This window comes from Corallococcus sp. AS-1-12 (assembly GCF_020036995.1).
Taxonomy (GTDB): domain Bacteria; phylum Myxococcota; class Myxococcia; order Myxococcales; family Myxococcaceae; genus Corallococcus.
The window spans coordinates 124,529-142,990 of record NZ_JAIQDD010000026.1; the positions used below are offsets into that span (position 1 = coordinate 124,529).

Below are 18,462 nucleotides of genomic sequence, written 5' to 3' on the forward strand. Positions count from 1 at the left end.
CCAGGCTCCGGATGAGAACTAGCCGGCGCGCGCCTGGTCGAACGGGACGCGCTGGTTGAGGTACGTGTCGTTGATGTTGTGCGCGCCGGAGAAGATGCTCTTCTCGGAGAAGTAGCGGATCTTCGCGTCCTTGCCGGCGTGCTTCAGCAGGTCCAGGGGGCCCTTGCCGCTGGTGCCCAGGCCGAAGAGGCCGGGGACGGGGTCCTTGTCGTTGACGTAGTGGACGTACTTGGGGCCGTCCGGGTAGGTGGCCGCCGCGGCGCCGAAGGTCTCCACGGAGACCTTGCCCAGCTTCTCCTGCACCTGCGCGGGGGACAGCCCGTCTTCGATGCGCAGCCGCTTGGCCACGTCGCTCAGCGCGCGGCTGGTGATGAGGCCACCCTGGCTGTGCGCCATCAGGTGCACGTCACGGCCGGCCTTCAGCTCCGTGTAGAGCGAGTCCGCCAGCGTGTCCACGGCCGGGTTCTTGCCCTTGTCCAGCTTGTCCGTGATGCACTGGCCCAGGTCCTTGAAGAAGCCCTCGGTGGAGTTGTGGATGCCGATGGTCTTCTGGCCCGTCTTGTCCGCGATGGCCTGCAGCGTGGTCTCCTGACCCGCCTTGTCCGTCATCATCCCGTTCACGTAGATGATGGTGCCCGGCTGCTTCACGCCGCCCTTGGGCTCGTAGGCGGGGATCTGGCTCAGCGGGGTGCTGGCGTCGAAGGCCTGCCCGCCCTTGCCCACGATCTTGCCGTCATAGGCCTTGTCCTTCGCGCCCGCCGGGGCGGTGAACACGCCCGTGGGGGCCGCGGTGCGCACCGCGCTGTTCGACGCCTTGGTGTCGAAGCCGTCCTTCACGGTGTTGGCCGGCTTCGCCGTGACCGGGGTGGCCGTCTTGGCGGGGGCGGCCGCGCCGGTCGTCCCCGTGGTCGTGGTGGTGCGCGCGATGGTGTTGTTGGAGGTGCGCCCGATGGTTCCCATGGCTTGAGGCTCCTGCGGTGTGCGGATTTTTGAAGGGGGGAGGGAAAGCTTGCTGCGTTGATCCATTCTCATCCGAAGCGCCGAAAAGTTGCGAGCAGGTCACGGAATGTGTGCAACGCGCTGCGGCATCAGGGGTCCGGCAGGGGACGGAGGCGGGAATCCGGCCCGGGCGCGGCCGGGCGGACGGCTTAAGGTGGGGGCATGGTCCAGAAAGGTCAGTTCCTGGAGCGCTCCACGCTCATCCCCGTGGGGTCGGACGGCGCGGTGATGGAGGGCACGGTGCACCGGGGCCAGAAGTCGCCGCCGCTGCTCATCCTCCCGCCCCGGCCGGAAGAAGGGGGCGGGATGGATCACGTCGTGGCGGCGGAGCTGGCCTTCGCGGTGGCGCGGGCGGGCTTCCCCACCCTGCGCTTCAACCACCGGGGCGTGGGGGCCAGCCAGGGCGTCCGGGGCACCGGCGGGGCGCTGGTGGAGGACGCGGAGGCGGCCATGCGCGTGGCGCTGGAGAACGCGGGGACGACGGCGCTCGCGGTGGCGTCCCTGCACGGCGGGGCCCGGGTGGCGCTGGCGCTCCAGGAGCGGCACCCGGCCGTGGGCGGACTGTGTCTGGTGGCGCCGGAGGTGGACCCGCTGTCACTCGTGCGACTGTCGTGTCCGCTGCTGGTGATTGTCGGGGCGCAGGACACCCGGGTGCCCCGGGCGGCGCTGGCCGCGGCTGTCGCGGAGGCCGGGGGGGATTTAGAGGTCATCGACGATGCCGGGGCCACCTTCCATCGCAACCTTCCCCAGGTGGGGCGGGCGGCGGCGGCGTGGCTCCAGCGCCTGTCGGGCGGGTAGGGCGTTGGCGTGCAAACCGTTGGACTTCTTCACGTTTCTTCAACCCCGGCGCCTTGCACGGCTGGCCGGGGGGCGGACAGACTCAAAGCGCAGACCCAATCGTCCCGCCGTGCGTTCGTAGTGGGTCTTCGAGGCGTCTTCGTTCAAGGAGTGTCCCGATGCGGATGAGGCGATGGAACGTGGTTCTCGCGGCGCTGGCCCTGTCGGCCTCGGCGTGCGCTTCCGCGTCGCGGGAGCCGGAGGCCCCGGCCGGGCAGGACCTGGCTGCCGCGGAGGCGGAGGTGTCCCGGGCGGTGGCGGAGGGCTCGGACGACGTGGTGTCCGGCGCCATCGTGGTGGACTTCAAGGACGGCACCAGCAAGGAGCAGTTCGACGCCTGGGAGCAGGAGTGGGGCGTGGACCTGGAGTTCAACTCCCTGGAGGGCCCCCGCACGGGCGTCACGCTGGCGGTGGGCGTGGACGACGTGGAGGCCGTGCTCCAGCGCATCCGCCAGAACCCGGCGGTGGAGTCCGCCGAGCCGCTCATGCAGGTGCGCACCAGCTACACGCCGAACGACCCCCAGTACGAAGCCCAGTGGAACCTCCGGATGATCGACATGCCGAAGGCCTGGGACGGCAACCGGGGCAAGGGCGTGGTGGTGGCGGTCATCGACACGGGCATCGCCTACGAGGATTACGACGACTTCAAGCAGGTGCCGGACCTCAAGGGCGTGTCGTTCGTGAAGGGCTATGACTTCGTCAACGACGACGAGCACGCCAACGACGACCACGGCCACGGCACGCACGTGGCGGGCACCATCGCGCAGGCCACCAACAACGGCGAGGGCGTGGCGGGCGTGGCGTTCGACGCGACGCTGATGCCGCTCAAGGTCCTGAACCACTTCGGCAGCGGCACCTCCGCGGACATCGCGGACGCCATCCGCTTCGCGGCGGACCACGACGCGAAGGTCATCAACATGTCGCTGGGCGGGGGCCTGTACTCGCAGGTCATGGCCAGCGCGGTGGAGTACGCGCGCAAGAAGGGCGTCACCGTGGTGGCCGCGGCGGGCAACACCGGGCGCGGCAGGGTGGAGTTCCCCGCGGCCTACCCGGGCGCGGTGGCGGTGAGCGCGGTGGGCCCGTCCGGCACGCGCGCGCCGTATTCGTCCTACGGCAAGGAGCTGGACATCGCGGCGCCCGGTGGTGACAAGAGCCGGGGCGACACGGGCGGCATCCTGCAGAACACCATCGACCCGCGCGACCCGTCGCGCTCCATCTACGCCTGGTATCAGGGCACCAGCATGGCCGCGCCCCACGTGGCCGCCGTCGCCGCGATGCTCTACGGCGCGGGCGCCACCACGCCGGACGAGGTGGAGCAGGCGCTCTACGCCGGCGCCAGGGCGACGGAGAACCAGGCCTGGACGGAGGAGTACGGCCACGGCGTCCTCAACGCGAACGCGTCGCTGAAGGCGTTCAACGGCGCTTCGCCCCGGTGGCCGTCGCTGGGCTGGGCCGCGGCGCTGCTCGCGCTGGTGCTGCTCACGCTGCGCGGCCGCGAGCGTCCGGGCTACCTCAACGTCCTCTTCCGCCCGGCGTTCCTCGTGCCGCTGGTGCTCTCCACGGTGGGCTTCTTCTTCCTGCGCACCTGGTTCGCGGGCGCGGCGGGCGCGGCCCGGGACGTGGTGAGCGTGGCGTCGCTGCCCATCCCGGACTGGCAGAAGATCATCTTCGGCCGGAGCGCGGTGAACCCGCTGTTCTACAGCGCGCTCATCCCCCTGGTGCTGTCGCTGCCGGCCATCGCATGGCGGGGCTTCCGGCCGGCGGTGGGCGGCCTGGCGTTGGGCTTCGCGGGCTTCCTGGCCTACGCGGCGTGGGTGGGCGCTCCGGCGCTGGCGTGGATGCCGTTCACCTTCCTGGCGAAGCCGTGGCTGGGCTTCAACACGGTGGTGTGCCTGGTCATCGCCCGCGCGATGCTCAAGCGGGAGGACGCATGAAGCTCTCCGGCACGGTGCAGTACCAGGACCTGGAGGGCGGCGTGTGGGTCCTGAAGGCCGACGACGGCCGGACGTACCAGCTCGCGGGCGGTGACCGGAAGATCAAGAAGGACGGTCAGCGCATCTCCGCCGAGGGCAGCATCCAGCGCGACGCCGTCACCACCGCCATGGTGGGGCCGGTGTTCCACGTCAGCTCGTACACGGCGGAGTGACGCGGGCGCCCGGGGGCACCACCCCTCCGGGCCTCAGAGTTGGATCTCGGGCTTGCTCCTGGCCTTGAGCTTGCCCTTGTCCTTGCCGGGGCCATACGCCTCCGACTGCCGGAGGCGCTCCTCTTCGTAGGCCTCCATGGGCACCTCGCCCTTGCGCACGGCCTCGCGGAGCTGCCGCAGGGCCTTGCGCTCGGCCTGGAGCGCCGGATCCGCGTCCTTGGGCAGCGGCTCCACCGGGTGCTGGACGTCGTAGACGCTCAGCGACACGCCGCGCCCGTCCACCAGGCCCAGCCCCACCAGCGACAGCGTCGCCGCCGTCACCCAGGGCAGCAACTGGAGGGCGAAGAGGGGCACGGGCTTCGTGGCGCGCACCTCTTCATCGCTGGGAGGAGCGCCGCGCCCCCACACGGACGGAAAGTGCCGGGACGCGGCGCGCAGGCCCAGGAGCGCCGTCCAGCCCACCAGCGCCAGCCCCAGCACGGCGCGCCAGTCCGTCACGTCGTCCGGCGCCCCGTCCTTCGCGAGCCCCGAGTGCGTGGCGATGAGGAACAGCGCCGACGACACGATGTTGTTGGCCGCGTGCGCCGCGATGCCCGGCCACAGCGAGCCGGTGCGCCAGAAGAGCCAGCCGAACAGCAGGCCCAGCTCCGCGCGGGCGAGGAAGCCCACCGGATCCAGGTGGAACGCGCTGAACACCACGGACGTGATGATCAACGCCCGCCACGGGGACGCGGGGGCCGGCGGCGTCAGGGAGCGCTGGAAGAGGCCGCGGAAGAAGATCTCCTCGCACAGCGGCGCGGCCACGGACACGCCGCCCAGCAGCAGCGCCAGTTCCACCGGCGTCTGGCCCTCGAAGAGGCGCGAGGCGTCGAACATCTCCCGCAGCCACGCGGGCGCCACCTTCTGCGCGAGGAACTGCACCGGCACCACCACGCCGACGAAGTTGGCCACGCCCAGCAGGAAGCCGAACAGGGTGGGCGCGCCCAGAAACGGCGTGAGGCCCACGTACACGGCGGGCCGGTACCCCGAGCGGCGCAGCATGATCCACGCGAGGCCCAGGAAGAGGAACACCTCCGTGAACCACACCCCGAACGCGGGGTTGAGCAACTGGGTGACGGCACCCACCGTCACGAAGAGCCCGAAGGCCAGGGCCGCGGCGAGCACGGGGTGGGGCGGCGACAGCGGCGCGGGGGCCTCCGCCGGCCGCGGGTCGCTGGAAGGGGAGGCTTCGTCCACCGTGTCGTCTCCTGCCCCCTCTTCCGTCAGGCGGAGCGGGGTGGGGTGCCGCGTTCGCTTCGAGGCGCTGCGTCAGGCCCGGTGGAGGTAGCCGCGGATCTCCTCCGCGAGCGGGTTCTTCCGGGGCAGCTCCGCCGCCGTGGCCGGGTCGCCCAGCCGCAGCTTCTTGTCCTCTTCCACGAGGATGCGCTGATCCAACAGGTACTCCACCGCGTTCTCCAGCGTCGTCTTCGCCAGGGACTCGGCGGCGGTGATGCGGCCGGCGTTGTACTCGCCGCGCCCCGTCTCCAGCGCCAGCTTGACGAACGCCTTGCGGTCGGTGGCCACGCCCGCGGCCACGTCCGGCAACGTCATGGCGGCCAGCAGGTAGGCCTCCAGGAAGTCGCGCAGCAGGTCCGCGAGGAACTCCAGGTCCGGCTGGGCGTGGGCCTCCGGCGCGCGCGTGAGCGTGTCACCCTCGTGGATGACCAGGCCCATGCGCACGAGCCGCTCCACGCACTCGGCGAAGATGGTGTCGAAGGACGCGCCCACCCGGTAGATGAACTCCACCTTGAAGAGGCGCGACAGGAACAGCGCGCGGGCCTTCACGGTGTCGTACGGCGCGGGCGTGCCCGCGAGCAGCGCGTTGGCCACCAGGCTGCGCGCGGCCACCAGGTTCATCAGCGTGTTCTTGTAGAAGGACATCTCCGGGCGGCGTGAGTCCTCCACCTGGTAGCTGACCTCACCGCGCGCCTCCTGCGTGCGCACCATCTCGTCGGAGATGAACTCGCGCATGGCGTCCTGGATGGGGCCCAGCGTCTCCGGGTTGCTCGGCGCGTTGGCCAGCTCCTTGGACAGCCGAGCGCCATCCTCGGAGGCGATGCGGCGCAAGAGGCTGATGCGGTCCGTGAGCTCGCGCTGCGTGAGGCCGCGCCGGCGGTGGGCCAGCAGGGACGCGCTCACCAGCGCGTGCGGCGTGACGGTGGACACCTTGCTGATGCCGTACATCACGCGGTTGCCCAGCGCGCGCACCAGGCTCTTCTTCTGCTCGTCCGTCACCGGCTCCTGCGGCGACAGGCCACGCGCCTTCATGAACTCCACCAGCGACAGCGGCTCGTCGAAGGTGAGGTGGATGCGCCCGTAGCGCGCGGCCAGCACCTTGGGCGCGCTCAGGAGGGCCTTCAAGTCCTCCGGCTTCTTCTCCCCGCCGGCCAGCTCCTTCGAGTAGCTGTCGGACTCCACCACCTTCTCGTAGTCGATGGAGACGGGCACGAAGTAGAGGTCGTTGCGCGCGCCGTCCAGCACCGCCTCGACCTGCCACGTGAGCATGCCCAGCTTGGGCGTGAGCAGCTTGCCCGTGCGCGAGCGGCCACCCTCCGGGAAGAACTCCTGGTGGATGCCGTCATGCACCAGCTTCTTGATGTACGCCTTGAAGGACGCGGCGTAGACCTTGTCGCCCTTGAATGAGCGGCGCAGGAAGAACGCGCCGCAGCGGCGGAACAGCACGCCCAGGGGCCAGAAGGACAGGTTCGCGCCCGCGGCCACCAGCGGCGCGGTGTAGCCCCGGTTCCAGAGCACCCAGCTCATCACCAGGTAGTCCACGTGGCTCTTGTGGCTGGGGCAGAGCACCACCGGCGCCTTGCCCGCGGCCTTGAGCGCGCGGTGCAGGCCGGCCTCGTCCACGCCGATGCCGTCGTAGATGCGGTTGAAGACCCACTCCAGCACCGGCGCGATGAGCGCCAGCACGGACGGGTTGGGCTTCGCCGCGATGGCCTCCAGGTTGCGCTGGGCCTCGCGGTACACGCTGGACGGCCTGCGGCCCGTGGCGGCGGCGTGCTCGTCCAGCACCTTGCGCAACTGCCGGTCGCGCAGCGTCTCCTCAATCAGCCGGTCCGTGGGCTTCTGCGGCGGGCCGAACACCGCGCGCGTCTCCCGCGCGAGGAACACGTGCAGCGTGCTGCGCACCTTGCGCGCCAGCACCTCGTCGCTGACGCCCGGGTTCTCCTCGATGAACTTGCGCAGGTCGATGGGCTCTCCCACGCGGAACTGCGCGCGCTTGTAGTTGCGGAAGAACGCCACCATGGAGTGCACGAAGCCCGGCGCCTCCGGGCTCCCGAACAGCGCGTCGCGCCAGCCCGGCTTGAGCTTCGCGGGGCGCTTCTCCCAGACGAACAGCTCCGGCACCAGGAACACCGGGCGCTCGGAGCCGCGCGCCAGCCGCACCAGGGCGGGGAAGGGGTCCTCGCGCGTCTCCTTGCCGGAGGCGTGCAGGAGCGCCGTGCGGCGCAGGAACACCAGGCCGCTGCCGCCCTGCTCACGGGCGTAGCGGAAGCGCTCCTCCACCGCGCCGCCCTGCGCCGTCTGGCGCCAGGGCCGGGTGAACCACGGGCGCAGGTTCACCACCGCGCGGATGGGCGGCATGGCCCGGCGGACCATGGCCCACGCGATGTAGAGGAAGTTGATCCACGCCGTGGTGCGCATGACGTGCACCACGAAGCCCCGGGCGCTGAGCGCGCGCAGCTCGTTCTCGACCTCCGGCGGGAAGTGCACCCCGTCGAAGTACCGAGCCCCGAGCACCCGGGACATGGGACCGAATTCCTCCTTCAAGGCCTCTCCTTGCGTCGCGGTCTGCGCCAGCGCGGTGTCCATCGCAGCCCCCCAGGCTACATGTTTTCCGGCGTCGGGATGCCCAGCAAGGTGAGCCCCGCCGCCAGCGTGATGCGCGTCGCGTCCGTGAGCGCCAGCCGGGCCGCGCGCACCGCGTCATTCCCCTCCACGAGGATGCGCTTGTCGCGGTCCTTGTTGCCCGCCGTGTAGTAGCGGCTGTACGCCGCCGCCACGTCCAGCAGCAGGCGCGCCACCAGGCTGGGCTCGTACTGCTCCGCCGCCGCCTTCACGGTGTCCGGCAGCCGCATCAGCTCACGCACCAGGGCCTGCTCCTCCGGGAGCGTGAGCAGCGCCGGATCATACGCCGTGGGCACGCCGCCGCCCTTGCGCAGCACGTTCGCGCAGCGCGCGTGTGCGTACTGGAGATAGGGCCCCGTGTGCCCCTCCAGGCTCGTCACCTCGTCCCAATCGAACGAGTAGTCGCTGGCGCGGTTGTGCTTCAGGTCGCCGAAGACGATGGCACCCAGGCCGATCTGCTCCGACAGCGCCTCCGCGTCGGCCGTCTCCAGGTTGCCCTGCGCGATGTTCTCCTTCACGCGCTGGAGCACGCGCTCCTTCGCCTCGTCCAGGACCTGATTCAGCTCCACCACCTGGCCCTTGCGCGTGGCCATTCCGTGGATGCGGCCGAACGGCACGTGCACGCACTGGTCCGCCCACGGCTGGCCCATCTCCTTCAGGGTGCGGAACACCTGCCGGAAGTGCAGCGCCTGGTCCTGCGCGACGACGTAGAGCGACTTGTCGAAGTTGAAGCGCGCGTGGCGGTCCTCGGCGGCGGCCAGGTCGCGCGTGGCGTAGAGCGTGCTGCCGTCGTTCTTCTTGAGCAGCACGGGCGGCTCGCCGTCCGCGTAGGGCATGTCCACGATGATGGCGCCCTGGGACTCCTTCACGCCGGGCTTCTTCGCGATCTGGTCGATGACCGCGTCCATCTTGCCCTGGTAGCGGCTCTCGCCCTCGATGTGCTCGAAGTCGATGCCCATGCGCGCGTAGACCTTCTTGAAGCCCTTGAGACTCGTCTCCCGGAACTGGTTCCAGAGCTTCATCGCCTCCGGCTCGTTGGCCTCCATGCGGCGGAAGAACTCACGGGCCTTCTCGTCGAAGGCCGGGTCCTCACCGGCGCGCTTGTTGGCCTGCACGTAGACCTGGACCAGGTGCGGCATGTCGTCGATGCGCGCCGGGTCGCCGTACTCCTGGAAGCCCACCGCCACGAGGCCGAACTGCTTGCCCCAGTCACCCAGGTAGTTGATGCCCTCCACGCGCCAGCCCAGCGCGCGGTACAGGTTCGCGATGCAGTGGCCCAGGAACGTGGTGCGGATGTGGTGGAAGCCAATGGGCTTGGCGATGTTGGGCGACGAGTAGTCGATGACCACCGTCTTGCCCTTGCCGTCCTCCGCGTCGCTGCCGTAGGCGAGCCCCGCCAGGCGCACGCCGTCGATGACCTCCTGGGTGAAGGGGAGGGGAAGGAAGCGCGCGTTGACGTAGGGGCCCACGGCCTTGACCTCCAGGCCCGGGACCTGGAGCGCCTGCGCGAGCTGCGCGGCGATGGCGGGGGGCGCCTTCTTCTGCGCCTTGGCGAGGGGGAAGGTGGCGAAGCTCAGGTCGCCGTGCGCGGGATCCGCGGGCTTGACCTGGGACTCGATGTCGGCGGCGGGGACACCCAGCGCCCCAGCGAGGGCCTGGGCGAACGCGGCGCGATAGCGGCTATAGACAGAAGTGCTCATGGACCGCGCGGATACTACCCAAGGCGGGGCGCCTTCCATCCACCTCTTCTGTGGGGAAGGCGCCGGAGCGTCGTTCAGGGCACGGCGGGGCCGCGGCTCTTGGGGCGCACCACCGAGGCCACGGTGTCCAGCAGCTTGGGCAGCTTCAGCGGCTTCTCGAAGTACCCGTCGATGCGGTCCGGCCCTTCACCCGAAGTGAGGGACGCGACGTCGCTCGCGCCGGAGATGATGTAGACGACCACGTCCGCCAGCGACTCCGTGGTGCGGATGTAGTGGAGCACGGACCGCCCGTCCTCCCCGGACAGCCGCAGGTCCAGCAGCACCATGGCCGGCCGGATGTGGGACAGGATGGAGCGCGCCTCGGCGGCGCCGGAGGTGGCCATCACCCGGTAGCCCTCCTGCTCCAGCACCTGCTCCAGCACCTCGCGGCAGTCCACGTCGTCCTCCACCAGGAGGATGCCGCCCGCCTTGGGCGCGGCCTGGTTCACGTCCGGGGCGCTCACCGCGCTCGCGAACAGGGGCAGGACCATCTGGAACGTGCTGCCCTCGCCCAGCACGCTGGTCGCGTCCACGCGGCCTCCGTGCAGCGCGACAATCTTGGCGACCAGCGGCAGGCCCAGGCCCGTGCCCGGCGGACGGGGCATGCCCGGCTGCGCGCGGTAGAACGAATCGAAGACGTGCTCCAGGGCCTCCGCCGTCATGCCCTGGCCGGAGTCCTTCACGGTGAGGATGCCCAGGCCCTCGCTGGACGACACGCTCACCTCGACGACGTCGTCCGTCTCGCTGTGGTGGATGCCGTTCTCCACGAGGTTGTGGATGGCCTCGGAGATGCGCTCGCGGTCGCCCCGGACGAAGACTTCAGGGCAGGGGGGAATCACCACCCGCACGCGGCTGTGCTCCGCGACGGCGCCCAGCCCCCGCACCACCTCTTCCGCCACGGCCTTGAGGCCGAAGGGGCGCTGGTTGAGCTGCATCTTCCCGGACGACAGCCGGGACATCAGCACCAGGTCGTTCACCTGCTGGAGCAGCCGGTCCGCGTTCCGGTCGCAGATCTGCACCGCGCGGCGCTGCCCGTCCGTCAGCGTGCCCAGCTTCTCCCGGCCCAGCATGGCCAGGTAGGCCTTGATGGTGGTGAGCGGGTTCTTCAAGTCATGGGACACGTTGCCGAGCAGCTCCTCGCGGTTCTGCTCCAGGCTCTTCAGGCCCGCGATGGCCGTCTGCAGGTCCTTGTTGCGGCGGGCGCTGTCGTCGCGCAGCCGGGCCACCTCGTAGGCGGCGGTGAGCTGCGACGCCAGCGACTGCATCAGCACGTCGGACGCCTTGCGGCGCGCGCCCAGCACCACGAGCACGCCCGTCACGCCCTGCGGCCCCTCCAGGGGCACGGCGACGGTGTCGTCCTCGCGCAGGAGCGCCTTGTCGGTGAAGCACCGGCCCACCACGCCCTCGCCCGGGACGGCGGCGGTGACGCGCTCGTCGTAGCGCCCGCGCACGTGCTCCACGTGCAACTGGTTGCGCGACGGGAAGTGGCGCGCGACGTAGCAGACCTTCGGCTTGAGCAGCGTGTGGAGCGTCTGCAACTGCGCGCGCAGGGCCTCGGTGGGGCCCGCGTTGTCGGTGAGCTGCCGGCCCATCTCCAGCAAGGCCTGGGCGGCGGCGTCGGTGTCCACCGGAGGAGGCGGTTTCGCCGCCCGCTTCGGTGGGGCCTTCTTCGCGGTGGTGGTGGGACGCAACTGGACCACCTCTGCGAGCTGCGGACCCTTCTTCTTCGATGGCACGCGTGAATCCTGCTTCATGTGTCGCGTGGGAGGGAACCGCACCGGGGCCCGGTGCCCTCCATCAACGCCGAGCGTGTCAGGTGCCCGACAGCCCCCCAGCCCCTCCGGCCGCTTCCCTGCCTGGGGTCCAGGAATGACTCAGGCCCGGCGCTGGATGCGGCCGTCCTTGTCCAGGCTGTAGGGCTCCACGAGGGCGGCCTGCACCTTGTCCTGGTAGCCCTGCACGGCGAAACCGCTCTCCGCCAGCGCCGCCAGCGCCACGGTCTGCACGCGGCGCGCGGTGTCCTCGTTGGTGAGCAACTGGAGCAGGGGCTCGCGCGCCGGCTCGTACTTCAGGGGCCCCAGGACGTTGATGGCGGCGATCTTCACGTCATCGGACATGTCCTCCAGGAAGGGGAGGACGGCCGGGGCCACGCGCGGATCCTGCTTGCCCAGCACGTGGTGGAGCAGCACGACCTTCTTCTCCGGGTCGCGCGTGTAGCGGGAGGACAGGTGCTGGAGCGTGTCCGCGATGACGCCCATGAGCGCGTCCTCGGCGAGCAGCTCCTGGAGGATGCGCAGCGCCCAGGACGTGGCCTGATCGCTCGTCTTGAGGAAGGCGCTCACCGGCGCGACGGCGTCCTGGCCGAAGTGCTTGATCAGTTCGAAGGTGTGCTCCTTCTCGTCCGCGTCGGTGGTGAGCGGGTCCACGGTGACGGTGAACCGGCTGAGCAGCACCGTGACGGCCTCGGGGTACTTCATCTCCCCCAACTGCTGCAGGGCCTTCTGTCGCGTGGACGGCTCCCCGTACTTCTGGGTCACCTTGGACTTGAGCTTGAGGGCTTTTTCGGGGCCCGAGCCGCCCGTGAGGAAATCAAAGAGACCCATAGGTACGTACCCGCTCCGGATTCGGAAGAGTGGAGGCGCCATGTAGGACGGTGCGCCTTCCAGGACAAGTGGCAACGACAACTACAACGTCAGCTCCCGGCGCACGTCGCCCCGGTAGGCCCGCGCCAGCGTCTCCGCGGCGGCCCGGACCTCGTCCGTGGCCTCCTCGGGGACCTTCACCTGGAGCAGCAGGTACATGTCGCCCGGAGTGCCGCCCCGGAGCGACGGCACGCCGCGCCCCTTGAGCCGCATCTTGCGGCCGGATTGTGAACCGGGAGGCACCTTCAGCGTCACCTCCCCCTGGAACGTAGGCACGCGCACCTCGCCGCCCAGCAGCGCCTCGGAGACCGTCACCGGCAGGTCCAGGTAGAGGTCGTCGCCCTCGCGGCGCACCAGCGGATGCTCGGCCACCTCCGTCTCGATGTAGAGGTCCCCCGGAGGGCCCCCCTGGATGCCCGCCGCGCCCTGGCCGGCCAGCCGCACCTTGGAGCCCGTGACGACGCCCGCCGGAATCTTCACCGTCAGCCGGGTCGTCTCCTCCTTGATGCCGCTGCCGCCGCACTGCGAGCAGGGCTCCGGGGCCTTCCCGCTGCCGCGGCAGGTGGGGCACACGCCGGAGCCGCCGAACATGGCGCCGCCCCGCCGGGCCCGCCCCGTGCCGTTGCAGGTGGGGCACGTCACCAGCTTCCCCGTGTTGCCCTCGCCGTGGCACTTGGAGCAGCGGCCCGGCCGCTGGAGCGTCAACGTGCGCTCGGTGCCGGTGACGGCCTCCGCGAGGGAGATCTGCACGCGGGTCGTCAGGTCATCGCCGCGCTCGGCCGCGGTGGACCGGCTGCCGCCCCGGCCCCGGCCAAAGAGGTCGTTGATGTCGAAGCCGCCGGCCCCGCCGCCTCCGCCCGAGCGCCCGAAGATGTCGTTGAAGAGGTCCCCCAGGTCCACGCCCTCGGTGCTGAAGGGGATGCCACCGCCGCCGCTGCCCCCGGCCGCCTGGGCGGCGCGGTACTGGCGGTAGGCCGCGGCCTTCTTCTCGTCGAAGCCGATCTTCTCCGCGTCCTCGCCGAACTCGTCGTAGAGCGCGCGCTTCTTGGGGTCGCCCAGCACCTCGAAGGCGGTGTTGATGCGCTTGAACTTCTCCTCCGCCCCCTTGTCGCCGGGGTTGACGTCGGGGTGGTGCTGGCGCGCCAGCTTCCGGAAGGACTTCTTGAGCTCGTCCGCCGAGGCCGTCCGTGGCACGCCCAGAATCTGGTAGTAGTCGTCAGCCATAGGTTTTTGGGGTGGTGCAGTACCCGACAAGGGAGAACGTAACCAGCGGTGAGGTGAGCGCCAGCACGGGATGTCCGGACAGCACCGCGATGGTTACAGTCGCCGCAAGATGAGGAAGGCCATGCCAGCACCGCGCGCCCGCCGGAAGGCCCCCCTGTGGCTGGCATACGGGCTCCTCCCGGCGGCCCTGGGGTCCGGGGTGACCGCACATGCCGCCCCCCCGCCGCCCGCTCCCGCCGTGGAGGAGGGCAGGGTGATGGACCGCGTCGTGGCGGTCATCGAGGGCCAGGTCCTCACCCAGAGCGAGCTGGAGATGGAGGCCCGGGTGGCGCTGATCCAGCGAGGGGCCGTGCAGGCCGCCGCCCTGCCCCTGGACGAGCAGACGCTCCGGGGGGCGCTGGAGCTGTCCATCAACCAGCGCCTCCAGGTCCTGAGCGCGGACCGCCTGCAGGCCTTCCCGGCCGAGCCGGCGGAGGTGGCGGCCCGGCTGGACGCCGTCCGGGCGCGGCTGGGCGGGGAGGCGGCGCTCCGGCGCTTCCTGGACCGGCACGGCGTGGACCGCGATGCCCTGGAGGCCGTGCTGGCGCGGGGGCTGCGGGCGGAGCGAATCCTCGACAGCCGGGTCCGGTTGAAGGCACAGGTGAGCGAGGCGGAGGTCCGTCACCATTATGACGCCCACCGGGACCTGTACCCCGGTGAGTTCGACCAGGCGGCGCGCACGGCCATCCGCGAGGAACTGGTGCGGGCGCGCTACGGAGAGCTGGCGGCCCAGGCCCTGGCTGAAGTACGCAAGTCGGCGCAGGTGCGGCGGGTGGCGCCCTTCGCGCGGGAGGCACGGCGATGAGACGGCTGCGGGACGACGGGACGCCCGACAAGGGGAAGGGCTTCCTGATCCGGCAGATGACCGTGGACGACATGCCGGCGGTGATGGCGCTGGAGAAGGCGTCCTTCAAGAACCCCTGGTCCACGGAGCTGCTCGGGCGCGAGCTCCAGCACGACTGGTCCACCATCCTCCTCGTGGAGGAGCCGCTGCCCGAAGGCGGCGTCGCCCTGCTGGGCCTGGCCATCTTCTGGATCGTCCACGACGAGGTCCACGTCCTCAACGTCGCCACCGCCCCCGTGCACCGCCGCCGGGGCGTCGCGCGCACCGTGATGGAGGAAGTCTTGCGCCGGGGCGTGGCCCGCCGCTGCTCCCTGGCCACCCTGGAGGTCCGCCGGGGCAACGAGTCCGCCCTCAACCTCTACCGCTCGCTGGGCTTCCGGCCGGTCGGCATCCGCCCGAACTACTACGCGGACGAGGGCGAGGACGCGATCGTGATGGTCCTCGACTTCTAGTCCCCTAAGGGAGTAGAGCGTCCGGCCGTCGTCGCAGTCCCAGGTTTTTCGGGTGTGAGGGGATGCACCCGGGTCCTCTGGCCGGTTCAGGCCCAGGGGCAGGCCATGCTTGACACCCGGGGGGCCCTCCCTATACTCGCGGGCCTTTTGTGTAGCCTGTAGGTAGATATGCTCCGCTTTCGTGTAGCCGGACGCGGGGTTCCCACGAAGAAGAGGTTTCAGTGCCGACCATCAGCCAGCTCGTCCGCAAGGGCCGCGAGAAGCTCAACATCAAGGGCAAGAGCCCTGCCCTGAAGGAGTGCCCCCAGAAGCGCGGTGTCTGCACGCGCGTCTACACCACGACCCCGAAGAAGCCGAACTCGGCCCTCCGCAAGGTGGCCCGCGTGCGTCTCACCAACGGCATCGAGGTGACTTCCTACATCCCCGGCGTGGGTCACAACCTCCAGGAGCACTCGGTGGTCATGATCCGCGGTGGCCGTGTGAAGGACCTCCCGGGCGTTCGCTACCACATCATCCGCGGCACGCTGGACTCCGTGGGCGTTGCCGGTCGCAAGCAGAGCCGCTCCAAGTACGGCGCCAAGCGCCCGAGCTAGTCCGGTTCTCCCGCGCGTCGTTGGCGCGGAACACCTTCGCGGTACCTGAAGCAGTGTTGGACGCTGGCCCCACACCCTGGGGAGTGTCCCTGGAAGTTCCCAAGCAGTCGTTCTTGAAGCCCCTGAACAAGGCTTTCCTCCAGGCGAGGAGAGTGGGGCGTAAGGGAAGAGATGCCTCGTCGTCGCGTAGTCGCCAAGCGGAAGATTCTCCCGGATCCGAAGTTCCAGGACCGGCTCGTCACCAAGTTCGTCAACGACCTGATGCGCAAGGGGAAGAAGTCCATCGCGGAAGGCGTGTGCTACGGCGCCTTCGCCCTCATGGAGGAGCGCGCGAAGGAAGACCCCCTCAAGACGTTCAAGAAGGCCCTGGACAACGTCAAGCCCGTCCTCGAGGTGAAGAGCCGCCGCGTCGGTGGCGCCACCTACCAGGTTCCCGTGGAGGTCCGTCAGGACCGCCGCGTCGCGCTGGGCATGCGCTGGATCATCTCCTACGCCAAGGCGCGCGGTGAGAAGACCATGCAGGAGAAGCTGGCCGGCGAGATCATGGACGCCGCCAACAACCGCGGCAACGCGGTGAAGAAGCGTGAAGACACGCACAAGATGGCGGAAGCCAACAAGGCCTTCGCTCACTACCGCTGGTAGGTCCCGTCAGGGGCTTCGCGGTTGCCGCCCGGATGCGCTGCCAGCGTCCGGGCGGTTTTGTTTGTCAGCCCTGGCAGAAGCCCAAGAGACGTCCGGAAGGAACCGAGTCATGGCCCGTGAGTTCCCCCTCGAGCGCTACCGCAACATCGGCATCATGGCGCACATCGATGCCGGCAAGACGACCACCACCGAGCGGATCCTGTTCTACACAGGCGCCATCCACAAGATGGGCGAGGTGCACGAAGGCACCACCACCACGGACTGGATGGTCCAGGAGCGCGAGCGCGGCATCACCATCACCTCCGCGGCCATCAGCGCCTTCTGGGAGCGGATGGGCCAGCGCTACCGCGTGAACATCATCGACACGCCGGGGCACGTGGACTTCACCATCGAGGTGGAGCGCTCGCTGCGCGTGCTCGACGGCGCCATCACCGTGTTCGACGCGGTCAACGGCGTGGAGCCGCAGTCGGAGACGGTGTGGCGCCAGGCGGACCGCTACAAGGTCCCGCGCATCTGCTTCATCAACAAGATGGACCGCGTGGGCGCGGACTTCGAGATGTCCGTCGGCACCATCAAGGAGAAGCTGGGCGCGCGTCCCGTGCGCATGCAACTGCCCCTGGGCGCCGAGGACAAGCACAAGGGCGTCATCGACCTGGTCCGCATGAAGGCGCTGGTGTTCCAGGACGGGGAGCAGGGCAGCCGCTTCGACCTCCAGGACATCCCCGCAGAGTACCAGGAGGCCGCCGCCGCCGCGCGCGGGGAGCTGCTGGAGGCCGCGGCCGAGCAGGACGACACGCTCACGGAGAAGTTCCTCAACGGCGACGAGCTCACCGAGGACGAGATCCGCGGCGCCATCCGCAAGGGCTGCGTGGGGCTGAAGCTGTTCCCCGTGTTCTGCGGTTCGGCGTTCCGCCACAAGGGCGTGCAGCCGCTCCTGGACGCGGTGGTGGACTACCTGCCGAGCCCGCTGGACATCCCGCCGATCCACGGCAAGACGCCCAAGGGCGAGGACGCCATCCGCGAGACGCGCGACGACGCGCCCTTCAGCGCGCTGGCGTTCAAGATCATGAACGACCCGTCCTTCTCCTCGCAGACGCTGACGTTCCTGCGCGTCTACTCCGGGAAGCTGGAGGCGGGCACGGCGGTGTGGAACTCGGTGAAGGGCAAGCGCGAGCGCGTCAGCCGGCTCGTGCAGATGCGCGCGGACAAGAAGGACGAACTGACGGAGTGCTACGCCGGCGACATCTGCGCGGTGGTGGGGCTGAAGCTCGCGACCACGGGCGACACGCTCTGTGACGACAAGCAGCAGATCATCCTGGAGCGGATGGAGTTCCCGGAGCCCGTCATCGACATCGCCATCGAGCCGAAGTCCACCGCGGACCAGGACAAGATCATCCAGGCCCTGCAGCGGCTGGCCATGGAGGACCCGTCCTTCCGCGTGCGCACCAACGAGGAGACGGGCCAGACGCTCATCGCCGGCATGGGCGAGCTGCACCTGGAGATCATCGTCGACCGGCTCCTGCGCGAGTTCAAGGTGGACGCGAACATCGGCAAGCCGCAGGTGGCCTACCGCGAGACGGTGACCGCGACGAAGGAGGCGGAGGGCAAGTACATCCGCCAGACGGGCGGCAAGGGGCAGTACGGCCACATCAACCTGCGCGTGTCCCCGAACGAGCCCGGCAAGGGCTTCGAGTTCGTCAGCACCATCGCCGGCGGCGCCGTGTCCAAGGAGTTCGTGGACGCCGCGCGCGACGGCGCGAGGGAGGCCATGCAGAACGGCCCCGTCGCCGGCTACCCCATGGTGGACGTGAAGGTGGAGGCCTACGACGGCTCCATGCACGACGTGGACTCGTCGGAGATGGCGTTCAAGATCGCCGGCTCCCTGGCCTTCAAGGACGCGGTCCGCGCGGCGAACCCGGTCCTCCTGGAGCCCATCATGGCCACGGAGGTCGTCACCCCGGAGGCGGCCATGGGCGACGTCATCGGCGACCTGAACGGCCGGCGCGGGAAGATCCTCGGCATGGTGCCCCGGCCCGGCGGGGTGCAGGCCATCCAGGCGGAGGTGCCCCTGGCCGCCATGTTCGGGTACTCGACCGACCTGCGGAGCAAGAGCCAGGGAAGGGCGACCTACACGATGCAGTTCAAGCACTACGCACCGGCGCCGAAGTCAGCGCTCAACCCGAGCTACTGACCTCCCGCCCGCAGGGGGAGCCGCCGGGCGAATTCTGTTGACGTTCTAGCGGCTTTGAAGCACACGCAGCACCCCTCGGAAGTTCTCCCGAAGTCCTATACCGCCGGGGTCGCACCGGCGGCGTCGTGAGGAGCGGTTCATGTCCAAGGAAAAGTTCGATCGCAGCCTGCCCCACGTGAACATCGGAACGATTGGGCACGTGGACCACGGCAAG

The 18,462-nt window shown here is 69.9% G+C and carries 15 protein-coding genes; 8 read left to right on the forward strand and 7 right to left on the reverse strand.

Annotation, left to right across the window (positions count from 1 at the left end):
- Window positions 1–18 precede the first annotated feature (18 nt).
- Window positions 19–960 (reverse strand): hypothetical protein, encoded by a 942-nt coding sequence (locus tag K8556_RS30770; protein WP_223743675.1) that lies wholly within the window; start codon window positions 958–960, stop codon window positions 19–21.
- A gap of 201 nt (window positions 961–1,161) precedes the next feature.
- Between K8556_RS30770 and K8556_RS30775 the strand changes: the two genes are divergently transcribed.
- From K8556_RS30775 to K8556_RS30785, 3 genes are all read left to right on the forward strand, one after another.
- The gene (locus K8556_RS30775; protein WP_223743676.1) at window positions 1,162–1,797 is read left to right on the forward strand and encodes an alpha/beta hydrolase; all 636 of its coding nucleotides are present in this window, start codon (window positions 1,162–1,164) and stop codon (window positions 1,795–1,797) included.
- 158 nt (window positions 1,798–1,955) lie between these two features.
- Entirely contained in the window at window positions 1,956–3,770 is a 1,815-nt protein-coding gene (locus K8556_RS30780; protein ID WP_223743677.1) for a S8 family serine peptidase, read from the forward strand.
- On the forward strand, window positions 3,767–3,982 hold the full coding sequence (locus K8556_RS30785; RefSeq protein ID WP_223743678.1) for a DUF5818 domain-containing protein: 216 nt from the start codon (window positions 3,767–3,769) through the stop codon (window positions 3,980–3,982). The genes K8556_RS30780 and K8556_RS30785 overlap by 4 nt, the downstream gene beginning before the upstream one ends.
- Window positions 3,983–4,015: 33 nt before the next feature.
- Here the strand turns inward: K8556_RS30785 and K8556_RS30790 are convergent, their stop codons facing one another.
- From K8556_RS30790 to dnaJ, 6 genes are all read right to left on the reverse strand, one after another.
- Window positions 4,016–5,218 carry a type II CAAX endopeptidase family protein gene (locus K8556_RS30790; RefSeq protein ID WP_223743679.1) on the reverse strand — a complete coding sequence of 401 codons (1,203 nt, stop codon included), beginning with the start codon at window positions 5,216–5,218 and terminating at the stop codon, window positions 4,016–4,018.
- Between the two features lie 72 nt (window positions 5,219–5,290).
- On the reverse strand, window positions 5,291–7,846 hold the full coding sequence (locus tag K8556_RS30795; RefSeq protein WP_223743680.1) for a 1-acyl-sn-glycerol-3-phosphate acyltransferase: 2,556 nt from the start codon (window positions 7,844–7,846) through the stop codon (window positions 5,291–5,293).
- A 14-nt stretch (window positions 7,847–7,860) separates the two neighbouring features.
- Entirely contained in the window at window positions 7,861–9,582 is a 1,722-nt protein-coding gene (gene argS / locus K8556_RS30800) for an arginine--tRNA ligase (RefSeq protein WP_223743681.1), read from the reverse strand.
- 74 nt (window positions 9,583–9,656) lie between these two features.
- The gene (locus K8556_RS30805) at window positions 9,657–11,357 is read right to left on the reverse strand and encodes a hybrid sensor histidine kinase/response regulator (RefSeq protein ID WP_223743682.1); all 1,701 of its coding nucleotides are present in this window, start codon (window positions 11,355–11,357) and stop codon (window positions 9,657–9,659) included.
- Window positions 11,358–11,495: 138 nt separating this feature from the next.
- Window positions 11,496–12,224, reverse strand: a complete 729-nt coding sequence (locus tag K8556_RS30810; protein ID WP_223743683.1) for a HEAT repeat domain-containing protein — start codon at window positions 12,222–12,224, stop codon at window positions 11,496–11,498.
- A gap of 81 nt (window positions 12,225–12,305) precedes the next feature.
- On the reverse strand, window positions 12,306–13,487 hold the full coding sequence (gene dnaJ, locus K8556_RS30815; RefSeq protein WP_223743684.1) for a molecular chaperone DnaJ: 1,182 nt from the start codon (window positions 13,485–13,487) through the stop codon (window positions 12,306–12,308).
- Window positions 13,488–13,743: 256 nt separating this feature from the next.
- Between dnaJ and K8556_RS30820 the strand changes: the two genes are divergently transcribed.
- The 5 genes from K8556_RS30820 to fusA all read left to right on the forward strand — a co-directional run bounded on the left by K8556_RS30820 (window position 13,744) and on the right by fusA (window position 18,248).
- The gene (locus K8556_RS30820; protein ID WP_223743685.1) at window positions 13,744–14,331 is read left to right on the forward strand and encodes a hypothetical protein; all 588 of its coding nucleotides are present in this window, start codon (window positions 13,744–13,746) and stop codon (window positions 14,329–14,331) included.
- The gene (gene rimI, locus K8556_RS30825) at window positions 14,328–14,822 is read left to right on the forward strand and encodes a ribosomal protein S18-alanine N-acetyltransferase (RefSeq protein WP_206797068.1); all 495 of its coding nucleotides are present in this window, start codon (window positions 14,328–14,330) and stop codon (window positions 14,820–14,822) included. Before K8556_RS30820 ends, rimI begins: the two co-directional genes overlap by 4 nt.
- 221 nt (window positions 14,823–15,043) lie before the next feature.
- The gene (rpsL, locus tag K8556_RS30830) at window positions 15,044–15,415 is read left to right on the forward strand and encodes a 30S ribosomal protein S12 (RefSeq protein WP_014395857.1); all 372 of its coding nucleotides are present in this window, start codon (window positions 15,044–15,046) and stop codon (window positions 15,413–15,415) included.
- A gap of 171 nt (window positions 15,416–15,586) precedes the next feature.
- Window positions 15,587–16,057: a 30S ribosomal protein S7 gene (gene rpsG / locus K8556_RS30835; protein WP_014395858.1), complete on the forward strand. Its 471-nt coding sequence runs from the start codon at window positions 15,587–15,589 to the stop codon at window positions 16,055–16,057.
- Between the two features lie 109 nt (window positions 16,058–16,166).
- Complete coding sequence (gene fusA, locus K8556_RS30840; protein WP_223743686.1) at window positions 16,167–18,248, forward strand: elongation factor G; 2,082 nt, start codon at window positions 16,167–16,169, stop codon at window positions 18,246–18,248.
- The last annotated feature ends 214 nt before the right edge of the window (window positions 18,249–18,462 follow it).

Bases quoted from the DNA above. Each gene is read 5' to 3' on its own strand.
- K8556_RS30775 (WP_223743676.1), top strand. From the start codon at position 1,162: ATGGTCCAGAAAGGTCAGTTCCTGGAGCGCTCCACGCTCATCCCCGTG.
- K8556_RS30785 (WP_223743678.1), top strand. From the start codon at position 3,767: ATGAAGCTCTCCGGCACGGTGCAGTACCAGGACCTGGAGGGCGGCGTG.
- K8556_RS30810 (WP_223743683.1), bottom strand. From the start codon at position 12,224: ATGGGTCTCTTTGATTTCCTCACGGGCGGCTCGGGCCCCGAAAAAGCC.
- dnaJ (WP_223743684.1), bottom strand. From the start codon at position 13,487: ATGGCTGACGACTACTACCAGATTCTGGGCGTGCCACGGACGGCCTCG.
- K8556_RS30780 (WP_223743677.1), top strand. From the start codon at position 1,956: ATGCGGATGAGGCGATGGAACGTGGTTCTCGCGGCGCTGGCCCTGTCG.
- fusA (WP_223743686.1), top strand. From the start codon at position 16,167: ATGGCCCGTGAGTTCCCCCTCGAGCGCTACCGCAACATCGGCATCATG.
- rpsG (WP_014395858.1), top strand. From the start codon at position 15,587: ATGCCTCGTCGTCGCGTAGTCGCCAAGCGGAAGATTCTCCCGGATCCG.
- K8556_RS30770 (WP_223743675.1), bottom strand. From the start codon at position 960: ATGGGAACCATCGGGCGCACCTCCAACAACACCATCGCGCGCACCACC.
- K8556_RS30795 (WP_223743680.1), bottom strand. From the start codon at position 7,846: ATGGACACCGCGCTGGCGCAGACCGCGACGCAAGGAGAGGCCTTGAAG.
- argS (WP_223743681.1), bottom strand. From the start codon at position 9,582: ATGAGCACTTCTGTCTATAGCCGCTATCGCGCCGCGTTCGCCCAGGCC.
- rimI (WP_206797068.1), top strand. From the start codon at position 14,328: ATGAGACGGCTGCGGGACGACGGGACGCCCGACAAGGGGAAGGGCTTC.
- K8556_RS30820 (WP_223743685.1), top strand. From the start codon at position 13,744: ATGGACCGCGTCGTGGCGGTCATCGAGGGCCAGGTCCTCACCCAGAGC.